At 60.1% G+C, this 13,780-nt stretch carries 15 protein-coding genes and 1 other RNA gene; 5 read left to right on the top strand and 11 right to left on the bottom strand.

Annotated elements, in window-relative coordinates:
* Nucleotides 1-98: 98 nt before the first annotated feature.
* The 6 genes from BGE01nite_RS05810 to BGE01nite_RS05785 are packed head-to-tail and all read right to left on the bottom strand — an operon-like array spanning nucleotide 99 to nucleotide 3,945.
* Nucleotides 99-752, bottom strand: coding sequence for a 3-keto-disaccharide hydrolase (locus BGE01nite_RS05810; RefSeq protein WP_170266623.1), 654 nt, complete (start codon nucleotides 750-752; stop codon nucleotides 99-101).
* 54 nt (nucleotides 753-806) lie between these two features.
* Nucleotides 807-1,103, bottom strand: a complete 297-nt coding sequence (locus tag BGE01nite_RS05805) for a hypothetical protein (RefSeq protein WP_146849374.1) — start codon at nucleotides 1,101-1,103, stop codon at nucleotides 807-809.
* Between the two features lie 60 nt (nucleotides 1,104-1,163).
* Complete coding sequence (locus tag BGE01nite_RS05800) at nucleotides 1,164-1,484, bottom strand: hypothetical protein (protein WP_218032912.1); 321 nt, start codon at nucleotides 1,482-1,484, stop codon at nucleotides 1,164-1,166.
* The gene (locus BGE01nite_RS05795) at nucleotides 1,481-1,885 is read right to left on the bottom strand and encodes a hypothetical protein (protein ID WP_146849372.1); all 405 of its coding nucleotides are present in this window, start codon (nucleotides 1,883-1,885) and stop codon (nucleotides 1,481-1,483) included. The genes BGE01nite_RS05800 and BGE01nite_RS05795 overlap by 4 nt, the downstream gene beginning before the upstream one ends.
* A 55-nt stretch (nucleotides 1,886-1,940) precedes the next feature.
* Complete coding sequence (locus BGE01nite_RS05790; RefSeq protein ID WP_146849370.1) at nucleotides 1,941-3,272, bottom strand: sensor histidine kinase; 1,332 nt, start codon at nucleotides 3,270-3,272, stop codon at nucleotides 1,941-1,943.
* Between the two features lie 31 nt (nucleotides 3,273-3,303).
* A complete protein-coding gene (locus tag BGE01nite_RS05785) occupies nucleotides 3,304-3,945 on the bottom strand; it encodes a response regulator (RefSeq protein ID WP_146849369.1) in 642 nt (213 codons plus the stop codon).
* Between the two features lie 191 nt (nucleotides 3,946-4,136).
* Between BGE01nite_RS05785 and BGE01nite_RS05780 the strand changes: the two genes are divergently transcribed.
* Together BGE01nite_RS05780 and ssrS are read left to right on the top strand one after the other, a co-directional pair.
* On the top strand, nucleotides 4,137-4,949 hold the full coding sequence (locus BGE01nite_RS05780; RefSeq protein ID WP_146849367.1) for a L,D-transpeptidase family protein: 813 nt from the start codon (nucleotides 4,137-4,139) through the stop codon (nucleotides 4,947-4,949).
* A 287-nt stretch (nucleotides 4,950-5,236) separates the two neighbouring features.
* Nucleotides 5,237-5,418, top strand: a non-coding RNA gene (gene ssrS, locus BGE01nite_RS05775) — 6S RNA.
* Here ssrS and BGE01nite_RS05770 read toward each other — a convergent pair.
* Nucleotides 5,416-5,850, bottom strand: a complete 435-nt coding sequence (locus BGE01nite_RS05770; protein WP_146849365.1) for a hypothetical protein — start codon at nucleotides 5,848-5,850, stop codon at nucleotides 5,416-5,418. The genes ssrS and BGE01nite_RS05770 overlap by 3 nt on opposite strands.
* Before the next feature lie 11 nt (nucleotides 5,851-5,861).
* Entirely contained in the window at nucleotides 5,862-6,491 is a 630-nt protein-coding gene (locus BGE01nite_RS05765) for a helix-turn-helix domain-containing protein (protein ID WP_146849364.1), read from the bottom strand.
* A 189-nt stretch (nucleotides 6,492-6,680) separates the two neighbouring features.
* Here BGE01nite_RS05765 and BGE01nite_RS05760 point away from each other — a divergent pair, with 189 nt between their 5' ends.
* Together BGE01nite_RS05760 and BGE01nite_RS05755 are read left to right on the top strand one after the other, a co-directional pair.
* Nucleotides 6,681-7,751, top strand: coding sequence for a right-handed parallel beta-helix repeat-containing protein (locus tag BGE01nite_RS05760; protein ID WP_146849362.1), 1,071 nt, complete (start codon nucleotides 6,681-6,683; stop codon nucleotides 7,749-7,751).
* Nucleotides 7,752-7,822: 71 nt separating this feature from the next.
* Nucleotides 7,823-9,064 carry an Nramp family divalent metal transporter gene (locus BGE01nite_RS05755; RefSeq protein WP_146849360.1) on the top strand — a complete coding sequence of 414 codons (1,242 nt, stop codon included), beginning with the start codon at nucleotides 7,823-7,825 and terminating at the stop codon, nucleotides 9,062-9,064.
* A 756-nt stretch (nucleotides 9,065-9,820) separates the two neighbouring features.
* Here the strand turns inward: BGE01nite_RS05755 and BGE01nite_RS05750 are convergent.
* From BGE01nite_RS05750 to BGE01nite_RS05740, 3 genes are all read right to left on the bottom strand, one after another.
* Entirely contained in the window at nucleotides 9,821-10,201 is a 381-nt protein-coding gene (locus tag BGE01nite_RS05750; RefSeq protein ID WP_146849358.1) for an MGMT family protein, read from the bottom strand.
* A 241-nt stretch (nucleotides 10,202-10,442) separates the two neighbouring features.
* Nucleotides 10,443-11,843 carry a Gfo/Idh/MocA family protein gene (locus BGE01nite_RS05745; protein WP_146849357.1) on the bottom strand — a complete coding sequence of 467 codons (1,401 nt, stop codon included), beginning with the start codon at nucleotides 11,841-11,843 and terminating at the stop codon, nucleotides 10,443-10,445.
* A 47-nt stretch (nucleotides 11,844-11,890) separates the two neighbouring features.
* Nucleotides 11,891-12,742 carry a sugar phosphate isomerase/epimerase family protein gene (locus BGE01nite_RS05740; protein WP_146849355.1) on the bottom strand — a complete coding sequence of 284 codons (852 nt, stop codon included), beginning with the start codon at nucleotides 12,740-12,742 and terminating at the stop codon, nucleotides 11,891-11,893.
* Nucleotides 12,743-12,922: 180 nt separating this feature from the next.
* Between BGE01nite_RS05740 and BGE01nite_RS05735 the strand changes: the two genes are divergently transcribed.
* The gene (locus BGE01nite_RS05735; protein WP_170266622.1) at nucleotides 12,923-13,774 is read left to right on the top strand and encodes a potassium channel family protein; all 852 of its coding nucleotides are present in this window, start codon (nucleotides 12,923-12,925) and stop codon (nucleotides 13,772-13,774) included.
* Nucleotides 13,775-13,780: the final 6 nt, after the last annotated feature.

Here is a 13,780-nt window from a genome sequence, read left to right as displayed (position 1 = left end):
GATGTCTTCGAAGAAGGCTCATGCTCCAATCCGTGGGTCACATGGGACTTATGGGGCTCATAGGTCCATGTGATTTAAAAACGCGCGCTGCCCCCTTCTCAGTCGAGCTTCTTGATGCGGATATCTTTGAAGTAGAAAACGCTCTTCGGGTCATGGGCCTGGAGCGCGATGCCTCCGCCCTCGGGATTCAGCAGGCGACCGGCACGCTCCGGCGGGCGCTTCACATCTGGCGGCTCGGTGTAGTCCACCACCTGCTGGTCATTGAGATGAATGATGATGCGCTTTCCACGCACGACGATGCGCACGCGGAACCACTGGCTCTCATCCACGGGTGACTTCGCCAGATCCACGACCGCGTAGAGACTGCCGGTCTTGCGCTTTTCCTTCTCGGTGCTGTTGAGCTGGACCTCGTAACCTTTGGCCAGATGCAGCGCCTTGTCCCGCGTGGACATGTCTGTGTGGATGAAGATGCCCGCGTTTGAGTTGGGCTCGCTGCGGCAAGTGACCTCCAGTTCGAAGTCCTTGAAGCGCTCAAAACCTTCCTTCAGATCACCGGCAAAGAAGAGGTGCGCGCTCTCCTTCGGCGCGTGGGCCTTGATGGTGCCGTCCACCACGGTGAACGCCTCTGACATCACATTCGCCCGCCAGCCGGTGAGGTCCTTGCCATTGAAAAGACTCTGCCACTCCTCCGCTGCGAAGGCAGAGGAAAAGGAGAGGGCTGTGGTAGCCAGGAGATGGAGAAGGCGTGGCATGGGAATGAGTGACAGTGATAAAACTCTGACCGCCGTGCGAGCTTGCATCGAGCTTCAAAAGGGAATGCCCGCCAGGGTCCACCGAAGCATGGTGGAGCCCATCACCGCGATCAGGATGACAAAAAAGCCGTAGCGAATCACCATCAGATCAACTCGCGTGGGGTTTCGGGGACGGCTTGCGACCATGATGGCCACCATGAGCCAGAAGATGGGGATGCTGTAGAGAACCCACATGACCACCTGTCCAACAGGGTCACCCAGTGAGGTCAGCAGCAACACCAGTATTTGAAACAGCATCGAACCGATCACACTCCGGCTGTAGGCTTTCGCGATGGGAACTGTGAGTTTCATTACTGGAGGCCTGAGCGGTCAGGCTAACTGTGTCATGACCTGGTCACGGAAAACTTCAAACTAGGTCTCGCCACTTACGGCTTCAACAGCATCAGGGACTGCGGTGCTGATGACACACCTCTGGCGTCCGCCTTCGTCCGTCCATTCACGCACGATCTCACATCTGACCATGCCTGGCTGAGGATAGGTGCTGTCCGCATCCAGAGCAGCCTCGGTAAAAGTGGGCACCTTGTCTGTGATCTGCCACTCACGTCCAGAGGCATCACGCAGTGTGCATTCTACCCAACTTGGCTGAGCATCGTCTATGAACCGATGAATCTCGACATGAACTTCATGCATGGCTGTTGGGGCGGGGCTGTTCTGGATATCAGACTCAATCATCCTTTGATCTCATCATACTTTCGATTCCACCATTTCACGAGATCGACGTGCTGGTCGATCGAGATCCAGATTATGTTCTGCTCAGCGGACGGATCTCCGCCAAAAACGATCGGCTGGACATACCATTTGATGCGATCGGTGAATCGTGGATCAGGCTGCATGGACGCAAGATCGGTCTTCAAGTCATAGGCGGTAATGTTATCGGACACAAGCGGAATCGTCGGCACGATATGCAGCCCACCTTCTGGATCGGAAAGAATGAAGTCGTCCCAGCCACGGAGTCCAAGAAGAGCATAACCTGGCAATCGTTCGGTGACCTCGTAACGCGCCGCAAAGCTCATCGCCTCCGCTTGATTGTCGAAGAGCATCAAATAGTCATCGCCTAGCCAGCCTTGGATCATGGCGGGAATGATTGGCGAGGCGGGCGCTTCTTTTCAAGCCTTCCTGCTCTGATTCTCAGCCTTCAGACTCTTCATTCTCCTCCGCGGTTTTCAACGGAACCTCGACTTTGATCCGCAAACCATGAGGATCGACGGATTCGAGGTTGAGGGTGCCGCCGCACTGGCGGGCGCGGGCGCGCATGCCGATGAGGCCGAGGCTTTGACGAGACTCCTGGCGGTCGGCGCCGATGCCGTTGCCGTTGTCCTGGACGGTGAGGCGCACGTTCGCACCCTTGATCTCCAGGCGGATGCCGACCTCGGTGGCCTGGGAGTGGCGAGCAATATTCGTTAGGGCTTCCTGGGCGATGCGGAAGAGGTGGGTCTCGGTATCGCTCTGCAGGCGTGTCTCGAGGGTGGACTCGTAGTTCACCTGGATGCGGGTACGCTGGCCGAACTTCTCCGCGAGCCAGCGCAGGCCGGCATCGAGCCCGAAGTCATCGAGAATCACGGGGCGCAGGAGCTGGGAGAGCTCGCGCACGTTGGAGATGGCCTCGTCCACAAGCTGCACGCAGTCCGTCCGGCGCTCTTCCAGATGCTCCGGGGTCATGGAGGTGAGGTTGGCGCGAAGGGCGGCGAGAGACTGGCCTAACTCATCATGCAATTCGTGCGAGAAGCGGCGCGCGGTCTCCTCCTGCGTCTGCAGCATGTGCCAGGAGACGCGGTTGATCTCGTCTGTCTGCCACTCAATGCGGTGCACGCTGCGCCGCACGTAAATGATGGTGGCCACGGCACAGGCGGCAGCGAGCAGGAAGCAGGCGCCGAGCAGGAAGGCGGATTCATCCGCCAGTTCCTTCAGCTGGAGGTTCATCTGCTCATCCACCACCATCAGGCGCTGGCTGCTGACCAGGATGAGACCGTGGATCAGCTTCACGACCTTTTCGTGACTGGTGAAGAGCTTTTCGATCACCTCCGGCGAGACGGCCCCCTCCTGAGAGAAGGCTTTCTCTGCCTCCGCTGAAAATTCCTGGGAGGCCACGGCGAGCTGCCGCCATTCGGCCGCGTGGGGCATCTTGGTCGCCTGCTGCGCCAGGCGGGCCACGCCTTTGTCGGCATCCTTCAGCTCTGCCACACGTGCGGCGCGGTCCTGCGCACTCGCATCTGTGGTTAGGCGGTGCAAGGCCAGGGCCAGCGCATCCTCCTCCGCCTGCACCTCATGCAAAAGGCGGGCGATGAGGAGCTGGTCCTTCACGAGCTTCGTAGCGCTGAGGCGGATCTCGCGGTTGTCACGCACGGCCACAAGACCGGCCATGCCGAGCATGATGACCACGAGCGCAAAGCCTGGCACCAGCCCCCACAGCACGGTCCGCTCCGTGATGCGACGTGGGAAGAGTGTGAAACGGAAGCTCATGGCGTGTGAGTGTGCAGCTCGCGAAAGAGAATCAGTCGATCAAGCCATTCCGCAGGGCAAAGCGCACCAGCTCGCCCACGCTGTGCATGTTCAGCTTTTCCATGATGCGGCCACGATGCGCCTCCACGGTGTAGACACTCAGATTGAGAGCATTGGCGATGTCCTTGTTCGTCTTGCTCTCGGCGATCATTTGCAACACTTCTCGTTCGCGGGTGGAGAGCAGGTCGATGGGGTTGGTGACATGCTTGCGGTAGTCATCCAGCACGGCATCTGCGACCTCGGGGCTGAGGTAGCCTTTGCCCATGGCCACGGCGCGCACGGCTTTCAGGAAGTCGGCCTCGCTGCTGTCCTTTAGCAGGTAGCCCTTGGCACCGGCGCGGAGGATCTCACGCACATAGACGGAGTCCTTGTGCATGGAGAGGGCCAGGACGCGGGTGCGGGGAGAGACCTTAAGCAGGCGGCGGGTGGCCTCGATGCCATTAAGCTCGGGCATGGTCACGTCCATGACCACCACGTCGGGCTGGAGTTCCTCCGCCTTTTCCACGGCCTCGCGGCCATTGGAGACCTCCGCGAGCACCTGCATGTCCCACTGCGCGGCCAGGATCATGCTGAAGCCACGCCGGACCACGGCATGGTCATCGGCGAGCAGGAGGGTGGTAGGCTTGGCGGACATGGGCTGAGGGCTGGGACTCGGATAAAATGAAGCGCGAAATGGGCCGGTGGGCAAATCCGGCGCGAGGGGATAAAGCAGACCCTCAGCAGGGGAGTCAGGCGCGAATACTGCTGGAGCCGAGGTCCGGGTTTTGGGCATTCGTACTCGACTCCGACCGCACCCCACGCTTTCATTCTCCTGCCTCGACTCCCATGACATCACCCTTCCTGTCCCCCGTCCAGCGTATTCCCCTGATCCTCCTCGCCGCCGCCTGCCTGAGCCAGTGTGCCTCGGAAGTGGCACCACCCGCCAAGAGCAACGACGGCACTTACTGGTCCGCCGAGGCGGAGGCCGAGGTGCCCGCGAAGATCGTGATCAGCATTGAGGAACAGCACGTGGGTCTCTTTAAAAATGGCACGCTGGTAGGCCTGTCCCCCATCTCCTCCGGTCGCGAAGGCCATGGCACGCACCCGGGCAGCTTCAGCGTCACTGAGAAGGACCAGGAGCACCGCTCCTCCTGGTACGGCGCCTTTGTGGACAGCGAGGGCAGTGTGGTCCAGGAGGATGTGGACGTGCGCAAGGACAGCGCGCCTGCGGGAAGCAAGTTCATGGGTGCCAGCATGAACTGGTTCATGCGCTTCAACGGCGCCATCGGCATGCATCAGGGCTACCTGCCAGGTTACCCCGCGTCCCATGGCTGCATCCGCCTGCCGGGTCACATGGCTGAACTCTTCTACAAGGCCACTCCGTTCGGTTCCCCGGTGCAGGTGAAAAAGAACGGCGAGCTCCTGGCCCAGCGTCCGCACAATGCGCCTTCCGTTCCAGCACCTGCGGGAGCTCATGGGGTAGCCAGCGGCACCAGCAGCCTGGGCAGACAGATCGCCTCCGGCCTGCGTCCGGTGACTCCCGATGTGCCAGGTGCGCCTCCGGCACCGATGACGCTGGCCCCTGCCCGCCTGGCACCGACGCCGAAGAAGCCCCAAGGAACCCAGACACTGTATCTGCCGGGCTACGGACCGCAGTGACTTAAAAATGACGAGTGACGAAAACCGAATGACGAATTTGGGGCTGGCCCTGACTTCTTTATCAGAGCTTCGTCATTCGGGCTTTTTGCCTTCGCCATTCCACCCGAGTGGCACGTAGTTTGCTTTGACTCTGGATGAGTTGAAAAGAGGGCATTCAGGCTTGCTAGTTTGCACTAGCTTCTGATACACTCTGCTCTAATTCAGAAGGCCGTCGCGGCTCCCGTGACGGTGAGTTCTTTGACATCATTTTCGCAGCGGCAGAAGGCTTGTGTTTCTGCCATATGCTCCCTTTCCTGCGGTGCTCGTCCTCAGACTGTTGTGGCCCGACCCGTTTTTATGACACCGGGAGCTTGTGACCTGGGTTGTCATGTCATGCCTTCACTGGAAGACAGCGCCCTTGTTCACGGGCACCCACCTCGTCTCCTTTGGGATTCGAGGCCCCCAATCGAACGGCACATGTGGGATCTCAAAGCGCTCCGGCTTTTGTCGGGGCGCTTTCTTTTTTTTGGGGGGGTGGGAGCGGAGAAAGTCCGGCACCATGCGGAAGACTCGCATCTTTCGCCACCCCGAGCGTCACTTCTGCTCGGCCTGCTTTTCCAAATGCTGCGATGTCGGGGACTGGATCATCCTCCACCATCATCTCCACGTAGTCCGGGCCGTCCTTGGCCCGGCGCCATTCATTGAAGACGAGCACGGCCACCAGGCCAAAGAGGGCCACACTGGTCTCCAGCACGAACGGCGTGGCAAGATAACCGGCGATGGTCATGAAGGACTTCGCCAGGAGCTCACGCCCCTCTTCACTGACCTGCCAGACGGTGACGACAGCAGCGATGAAGAAGAGGACGAAAACGAGCGGCGCGATCCACCAGCCTCGTGCTGGTAGCGTGGGTTGATCTCTCATACCCGGCCCCTTTACTCCACGCGGGAGGAATTTCCAGCAGAGCCTTGCACAGGCTCATCTTCAGGCACGGGAATGGCCTTCAAAATCTTGATGGGCGGCTGGAGATCAGTCTTCACCTGAGGCACCTGAACACTGGTGGCCGCCAGAGGCTTCAAGGGAGTGGACGGGGCGGGCAGAGCCGGGGCAGACTTGGCCGCTTCCTCGGCCGCGAGACGGTCATCGGCCACGTATTTTCCCCATATGCCGGTGCCAATGAGCACCAGGACGAAGATGAAAAGACCCGCCGGCACTGGGGAACGGCGGGCGCGGACCTTCAGGTTTGGGCGGCTCGCATACCGACGGACATTCTTCGGCGGCACCCAATCTCCATGATTTTCAAGCAGATAGCGGTAGTCACGCGGGCCGCCGAGCACGCCGCTGGGCAGATCGTGGAGCATCTCGGAGGCATCCACGCCCAGAAACTGGCTGTAGTGGCGCAGGAAGGAGCGTGCATACGTCATCCCGCCCAGAGCCGCATAATTATCCTGTTCCAGCAAGACCAGCCGCGACACCGGGATGCGGGTCTTATAGGCCACATCAGGCAGGCTCAACCCACGCGCTTCGCGGGAGGCTTTCAGAGTCTGGCCAATGGGAGTGAGCATGATGAACTAAATGTCAGGAGTAGATAACTGATTCTGCCATGTCGGTTACAGTGAGGCGATGCTTTTTTTCGAAAGCGATCTCCGTCTATGGTCGGATACGCTGTCCGGCCCTCTTTCGGACGGGAGAGACCCGCCGAAATTCATTCTGCCTGGCAAAGCCACCTCTCTAAATGGCGTATCTGAGGCTGCATGCGCCTTCTCCCCACCCTGTCTGCCACCCTTCTCCTGGTCGTTTCTGCCGCTGCGGAGGAAATCGTGGTGCGGGACCCGGCCTCCCTGAGGAGCGCGCTCCCGACCCTCAAATCGGGCACCACCCTGAAAATCGCCCCCGGCACCTACCCGGGTGGAAATCAGACCGGCGGGATGGATGACCTGACCATCGAGGCTCTCGACCCAAAAAATCCGCCTCTCTTTCAGGGGGGCAATGGCGGCTGGCAGTTCAGCCGGTGCCACCGACTCACTCTGCGAAACCTGCGCTTCCAAGGCCACGCGGTGAATGGTCTGAACCTGGATGACGGCGGCCAGCGCACCTCCCCGGTCAAGGGCATCACCCTGGATCATGTGGAGGTCAGCGACATCGGCCCCACGGGCAACCACGATGGCATCAAGTGCAGCGGCCTGGACGAAATGACCATCCGCGACTGCACGGTCACGGGCTGGGGCGGCCAGGGCATCGACTTCGTGGGCTGTCACAAGTCTCTCGTCACCGGCTGCCGATTCATCGGCAAACCGGGGTTCAGCGCCAGCGCGGCCATCCAAATGAAAGGCGGCACCAGCGACATCACGGTGGAGAAATGCCACTTCAAGGATGCCGGGCAGCGCCCGCTGAACGTGGGCGGATCCACCGGCATGGACTACTTCCGCCCGCCAGATGCTGCCTATGAAGGCAAGAACCTCACGGTGCAGGACTGCGTCATCGAGGGCAGTCTTTGCGCCGCTGCTTTTGTGGGCGTGGATGGAGCGCTGTTCACCCGCAACACCATTCTCTTCCCGGAGAAGTGGGTCTTCCGCATCCTGCAAGAGACCCAGGGCGAGCGCTTCGCCCCCTGCCGGAATGTGAGGATCACGGACAACCGCATCGCCTTCCGTCGCGCCCAGGTGCAGATCGAAATCAACATCGGCGGAGGCACGGCACCGGAGACCTTCGTGTTTTCGAACAATCATTGGTTCGCGGAAGATCGCCCGGATCGCTCCAAGCCGAAACTCAGTTCGGAGGAAACGGGGGGCGTGTATGGTGAGGACTTTCGGAACAAGAAGTGAGCTTCGACGTGTCGAAATCATGGTTCGAATGGCTTTTGGCCTGATGTCTGTTTGATTGGTGATTCAGCCGCATGCCCAAGCTCTCTCTCCTGACTCCCTTCAAAGCCCTCGGGCCCGGTTTGGTCCTCGCGGCAGCGGGCATCGGCGCGGGAGATGTGGTCACGGCCACGGTGATGGGTGCGAAGTTTGGCACGCAACTCGCCTGGGCCATGCTGGCCTGCGTGATCCTGAAGTGGGCGCTCAATGAAAGCATGGCGCGCTGGCAGCTCGCCACCGGCAGCACCATGATCGAGGCCTGCATGAAGCGGCTGCCGCGCTGGGTCAGTCAGTTCTTCTTCCTCTACCTACTGATCTGGACCTTCTCCGTCGGCGCGTCGCTGGCCAGTGCCTGTGGTCTGGCCGGGCATAGCCTGTTTCCACAACTGCCGACCTGGGCCTGGGGCATCATTCATTCCGTCATGGCGGCGGCGCTCGTCTGGGGCGGGAAGTTTGATCTGTTTGAGCGTGTGATGAAGATCCTCGTGGGTGTGATGGTGCTGACGGTGCTGGTCTGCGCCATCCTGCTGAAGCCGGATGGCCTGGAGCTGCTGCGTGATCTCTTCTGGCCCAGCTTTCCGCCAAACTCTGGCAAGTCCGTACTCACCATCTTCGGCGGCATCGGCGGCAGCATGACCATGCTTTGCTACGACTACTGGATCCGTGAGAATGCCTGGACCGGCCCCAGTCATAGGCGTGCCGTGCGGATGGACCTGCTGCTCGCTTATGGCGTCACGGTCGTCTTTGCCGTCGCGCTCACCATCGTGGCGGCGGGTTGCAATGCGGTGGTCACCCAAGGCAATGGCATGGCGCTCGAGGTGGCCTCGCGACTGGAATCTGCGCTCGGGCCGGTGGGTCATTGGGCCTTCCTCATCGGCTTCTGGTGCGCGGTGTTCGCGTCCATGCTCGGGGTGTGGCAGGGCGTGCCGTATTTCTTTGCGGACTTCATGGCGCATCGCCGGAACGCCAAACAGCCGCCGGCCGAAGTCACCCAATACAAGAACACTCGAGTTTATCGCGGCTACCTGCTCTTTCTCGCGGGGACACCGCTGGTGCTGTTGTTTGCCAACAAGCCCGTGTCTGTGGTGCTGCTCTTCACCATCATCGGAGCCTTCTCCGTGCCGCTGCTCGCCACGCTGCTGCTATATCTGAACAACCGCAGGGACTGGATCGGCGAGCTGCGCAATAGATGGCTCAGCAACATCGTCCTGGCGATCGCCCTGGTGATGTTCGGCTGGATCGCCGTGACGGAGATTTTGGGAGTGTTGGCGAAGTAGGAGCTTGGGAGGAGTGCCGCGGGCGCGGGTGCGAACGGGCATTTATGATTTACGATTTATGATTTACGATTTGGGGGCGAGTTCGCGGTGTCCAAAGGGTCCGCTTGGGTCACTTGGGGAATCATGGGTTTGGCGGGAGGATGAGGCTGCCCGTTGTGGCTTCTTTGATGAGATCCTTCTTTGTTTTTGATGACCTCTTTCGACCTGACCGATGGAGTGGAAATGCTTTGTCGTTTCGAGAGGGAGACGGGGGCCGTTTACAGTTGTTCACCGTGGTTGACGGTTGTTCACGGTGGTTTCAGAGACGGGGAGCCGATCCGACTGAATCCGACCTGATCCGAGTGGTGATGAGGGGCTCGAAGTCGATCCAAGTTAATCCAGCCAGATCCAAGCTGGATTCTATGAAGGAGGGCCTACGGAACACACGGAACACACGGAAAACGCGGAAGAGAGACGGGCGCTGTTTACAGCCGCTAACGGTGTGTTCTGAGGGCGATCCGACTGAATCCGACCTGATCCGAGTCGAGATGGTGATGTCGCGGTTTTCGCCAACGCCTCCTGAGTAACTCCCCGAGCGACATGACGCGCAGCTTTGGACTGCGGCAGCCCGCTGCCGCTTTCTCCAGGCCAGCCCTGCTGGCCGTCGCCAACACGCAAATGTCAGGAGTTTAATCGAGGCTCTTTTCCCGGCAGCAAGGCTGCCCAACACCAAAGCGGCAGCAAGGCTGCCGCAGTCCATGTCTATCCGCCCGTCCCTCAAGCTTCGTCCTTCACCTCACTCCACCGAATCTCCCTTCGTGGCCCCACGACATGAAAATGCTCATCGGTGTTTTGAATGTAACCCTCGGCATTGATCTTCATACCTTCCGCCTTCAAACGCCTGCGTTGCTTCTTGGCGGTCTCCGGATTCATGTTCGGGCTGATGCGCGCATCCGCACTCACGACGCGATGCCAGGGCAGCGCTTTCGATTCCTCAAGTGTGAGATGACTCATCACCGTGGCCACATGCCGCGCCACCACATTCATGTGCACGGCGATGCTGCCATAGGTGGTGAACTTCCCTTCCGGGATCAGGCCCACCAGACGAATGACTTCCGCACGAATGCGGGTGAAGGCTTTGGAAGGTGCTTTGGCCATGCTGTTTAATGAAGCTTCATGACACTCATTTTGAAACCATTTTAACCGCTGATATGACACTAATGGAACGCTAATAAAATGCCTTGGATATGAGCGTCTCATTAGCGTCATATCAGCGGTTCAATTCTTTCCGGAACTGCTCCCGCCTAACCAAAAACAAAAAAAGCCCCGGTCCGCCGAAGCAGACCGGGGCGCGAGCTTACTGGGGAGAGCGAACTCTCCACGCAGCGGCTCAAAGGGGTTAGACGATCTCCACGCCCTCGACCTTCTGGCCAGGGATGGCGACTGGGTACCAGCCTTCGGCGTTCGGCTTGACCGGAGCCTCGGTCTCGGCGGTGACGATGGCGGGCATGTGCTGCACCTTGCTGTTGAGGGCTTCGTCCCACTTGATCTCCTTGCCGGAGTAGGTGGCCATGCGGCCGAGGACGGCGGTCATGGTGGACTCAGCGCCGTAGTAGGCGTTGTTCAGCGGCTTGTTGTCGCGGATGGCGGCCTGCAGGGTGTCGTGCTCGGTCTGGTACGGATCAGGGTCCGTGCCGCGACGGGCTTTCTTGCCCTTCTGCTCGCCTTCGGCGGCACCACCAGCATCACCGGATGGACGATACTTCCAGATGGTGTTGCCCTTGTGATCCACGGCATAGCAGGCGCCGCTGTTGATGAGGTAGATCTTGCCCTTCGTGCCGGTGAACTCCTCGCGCACGGCATTGTACACGCCGGACTGGTGGCGGCACTGGCTGTTCACGCGCACGCCGTTGGCGTAGGTGTACTCCACGTAGTGGTGGTCAAAGATCTGGCCGAACTTCTTGTCCACACGCTGCTCACGGCCACCCATGCCCTGGGCGCTCTCCGGATGACCGCCGATGAACCAGTTGGCCACGTCGATGTTATGGATGTGCTGCTCGTTGATGTGGTCACCGCAGAGCCAGGTGAAGAAGTACCAGTTGTTGATCTGGTACATGAGCTCGGACTGGCCGGGCTGCTTATCACGGAACCAGATGCCGCCGCCGTTCCAGTAGACCTGGCCGGAGACGATATCGCCGATGATGTTCTGCTCCTTCACCTGCTTCAGGGCTTCGATATAGCAGTTCTGGTAACGGCGCTGAAGACCGACCACCACTTTGAGGTTCTTCTCATCAGCGATCTTGGCCATCTCCTGCACCTTGCGCACGCCTGGAGCATCCACAGCCACAGGCTTCTCCATGAAGATGTTCTTGCCCGCGTTCACAGCGGCTTCGAAGTGATACGGACGGAAGCCGGGAGGGGTGGTGAGGATGACGAGGTCGCAAGAGTCGATGACCTTCTTGTAGCCGTCCAGGCCGGAGAAGATGCGGCTGTCGTCCACCTGCACCTTGTCAGCGTGCTTGGTGCGCAGGTTGGAGAGGGCGCCCTCGGCCTTTTCCTTGAAGGCATCACACACGGCATGAAGGACAATGCCTTCCTGCTTCGTGCTCAGCGCCTGGTTGGCAGCGCCTGAACCGCGGCCGCCGGAGCCGATGAGGCCGACTTTGATCTTGTCACTGCCGGCGACATTCGCGGACTGGGCGATCGTCAGGCCGGAGCTGGCCACGGAGGTGACGGCAGCCGTGGCAGCGGTTTTGCCGATGAAATCACGGCGTGTGGTTGGGGTCTTTTCGTTGTTCATAGGATGGTTGCTTAACGTAGCGTTTCGTTTCCAGGATTAACAAAGGATCAGGCAAGAGCCTTCTTGATGAGCGCGATGCCTTCCTGATACACCTGCTCGGTGGTCGGGAAGAAGTCACGCCAGCAGCGGGTGGCGGCAGCGAGGTCAGGCAGCGCGGAGCCGAAGGCCTCGATGGTCATCCAACCATCGTAGCCGATCTTCTTCAGGTGCTGGATCTGCTCGGTGATGTTGATGTGACCACGGCCAGGCGTGCCACGATCATTCTCCGAGATGTGCACGTGGTTCAGCTTGCCGGTGGCAAACACGGTGTCGATGGCGGTGAAGGGGTTCTTCTCTTCGATGTTCGCGTGGAAGGTGTCATACATCGTGCCGAAGTTCGGGTGGTCCACGCGCTTCACGTAGCTGGAGGCCTGCTCCATCGTGTTCAGCAGGTGGGACTCAAAGCGGTTCAGCGCCTCGATGGCGCACTTCACGCCAGCGGCTTCGGCGATCGGAGAGATGGCGCGATGCACCTCAGCGGCGTTGGCCAGTTCTTCCTCGGAAGGGAACTTGCCGGTGAAATTACCCAGCACCTGATAGTAGGGGCCCACAAGAGTCTGCACATTGGCATTGTGAGCGCAGTCGATCACACGCTTCAGATGGTCGATGGCGCCCTGGCGGTTGGCAGCCACCGGGGAGATGGCATTGTGCGCCTCGTCCGGCAGCACGGTCACGGCGGTGGCTTCCAGGCCGTTATCCTTCAGCACCTGGCCGATCTTGGCAAAGTGGCCCGGATTGCTGACATCAAAGATCGGGACCTCGACTCCATCATAGCCTGCGGCCTTGAGCTTTTCGATGATCGGGAAGTTTTCTTCGGTCACGTGACCGGTCCAGAGGAGGAGGTTGAAGCCAATTTTCATGTGTGGGGGAGGCGAAACTAGGGAGCGGGGTGAAAAACCGCAAGACTGGTTTCAGCCGATTTTCGTGATGTCAGGGGCGCACTAAACGATGCAAAAGCGTCAAATCTCGCAGCATCCGTCTCTCACAGCGCCGCAAAAATCAGATTCCCAAAAAGCGGGGACTGAATCACTATGCCGGGCATGGAGTCCGCTCTCCCGAAGCCTTCCCTCTCCGCTGAAAAAGCCCAGCCGCTGCCTCCCCGCGGTCAGTTGGGGCTCTGGGACCTCGTCATTGCCTGCCTCTCCATATTCGTCCTGGCCTTCATGGTGGTGGAGATGACCCTGAAAATCGACCCCGAGGTGCTGGTGGTGCTGCACGTGGTGGACACCGCCCTCTGCTGCCTGTTTTTGGCGGATTTCCTGCGCAAGCTCATCACCGCCCCCTCCAAGCTCGGCTACCTGAAGTGGGGCTGGATTGACCTCGCCGCCAGCATCCCGAGCCTGGATGCCCTGCGCTGGGGCCGTCTGGTGGGTTTGATGCGCCTCCTCCTGCTGCTGCGCGCGGTGCGCTCAGGCCGGGCCATCATGCGCCTTGTAAAGAATGACCCCGCGCGCGCGGTGATCGCCCTCACCCTGCTGCTGACGCTCATGCTCACCATCGGCGCCGCCCTGATCATCCTGGAGGTCGAGCAGACAGAGAAATCCAACATCCGCAGTGGTTACGACGCTCTCTGGTGGACCCTCACCACGGTCACGACCGTGGGCTATGGCGACCACTACCCCGTCACGCCCCAGGGCCGCATGGTCGGCGGTGTGGTCATGATCTGCGGCATCGCCCTCTACGCCACATTAACGGCCTTCATCAGCGCGAAGATCATGGAGTTCCACAACCGGAACCACCAGGACGAGGTGGATGATATCTACGGCGAGGTGCTCCAGCTGCGCTCCGAACTGCGAGAGATCAAGGAGCTGCTCCAGGATCGCCTCGGTCCGCCTGCGCCTCCATCGAGCGGCTCCAGTCGTCCCCCAGGAGACCCCGGGATTTCAAGTTGAACAAAA

It is taken from the genome of Prosthecobacter gellanilyticus, from assembly GCF_007992435.1.
In the GTDB taxonomy this organism is placed as follows: domain Bacteria; phylum Verrucomicrobiota; class Verrucomicrobiia; order Verrucomicrobiales; family Verrucomicrobiaceae; genus Prosthecobacter; species Prosthecobacter gellanilyticus.
Note: the sequence above shows the minus strand (reverse complement) of the source record. Positions and strands in the feature narration are given on the sequence as shown.

Excerpts from the sequence above, each read along its gene's own strand:
- BGE01nite_RS05810 (WP_170266623.1), bottom strand. The coding sequence starts at position 752 with ATGCCACGCCTTCTCCATCTCCTGGCTACCACAGCCCTCTCCTTTTCC.
- BGE01nite_RS05805 (WP_146849374.1), bottom strand. The coding sequence starts at position 1,103 with ATGAAACTCACAGTTCCCATCGCGAAAGCCTACAGCCGGAGTGTGATC.
- BGE01nite_RS05800 (WP_218032912.1), bottom strand. The coding sequence starts at position 1,484 with ATGATTGAGTCTGATATCCAGAACAGCCCCGCCCCAACAGCCATGCAT.
- BGE01nite_RS05795 (WP_146849372.1), bottom strand. The coding sequence starts at position 1,885 with ATGATCCAAGGCTGGCTAGGCGATGACTATTTGATGCTCTTCGACAAT.
- BGE01nite_RS05790 (WP_146849370.1), bottom strand. The coding sequence starts at position 3,272 with ATGAGCTTCCGTTTCACACTCTTCCCACGTCGCATCACGGAGCGGACC.
- BGE01nite_RS05785 (WP_146849369.1), bottom strand. The coding sequence starts at position 3,945 with ATGTCCGCCAAGCCTACCACCCTCCTGCTCGCCGATGACCATGCCGTG.
- BGE01nite_RS05780 (WP_146849367.1), top strand. The coding sequence starts at position 4,137 with ATGACATCACCCTTCCTGTCCCCCGTCCAGCGTATTCCCCTGATCCTC.
- BGE01nite_RS05770 (WP_146849365.1), bottom strand. The coding sequence starts at position 5,850 with ATGAGAGATCAACCCACGCTACCAGCACGAGGCTGGTGGATCGCGCCG.
- BGE01nite_RS05765 (WP_146849364.1), bottom strand. The coding sequence starts at position 6,491 with ATGCTCACTCCCATTGGCCAGACTCTGAAAGCCTCCCGCGAAGCGCGT.
- BGE01nite_RS05760 (WP_146849362.1), top strand. The coding sequence starts at position 6,681 with ATGCGCCTTCTCCCCACCCTGTCTGCCACCCTTCTCCTGGTCGTTTCT.
- BGE01nite_RS05755 (WP_146849360.1), top strand. The coding sequence starts at position 7,823 with ATGCCCAAGCTCTCTCTCCTGACTCCCTTCAAAGCCCTCGGGCCCGGT.
- BGE01nite_RS05750 (WP_146849358.1), bottom strand. The coding sequence starts at position 10,201 with ATGGCCAAAGCACCTTCCAAAGCCTTCACCCGCATTCGTGCGGAAGTC.
- BGE01nite_RS05745 (WP_146849357.1), bottom strand. The coding sequence starts at position 11,843 with ATGAACAACGAAAAGACCCCAACCACACGCCGTGATTTCATCGGCAAA.
- BGE01nite_RS05740 (WP_146849355.1), bottom strand. The coding sequence starts at position 12,742 with ATGAAAATTGGCTTCAACCTCCTCCTCTGGACCGGTCACGTGACCGAA.
- BGE01nite_RS05735 (WP_170266622.1), top strand. The coding sequence starts at position 12,923 with ATGGAGTCCGCTCTCCCGAAGCCTTCCCTCTCCGCTGAAAAAGCCCAG.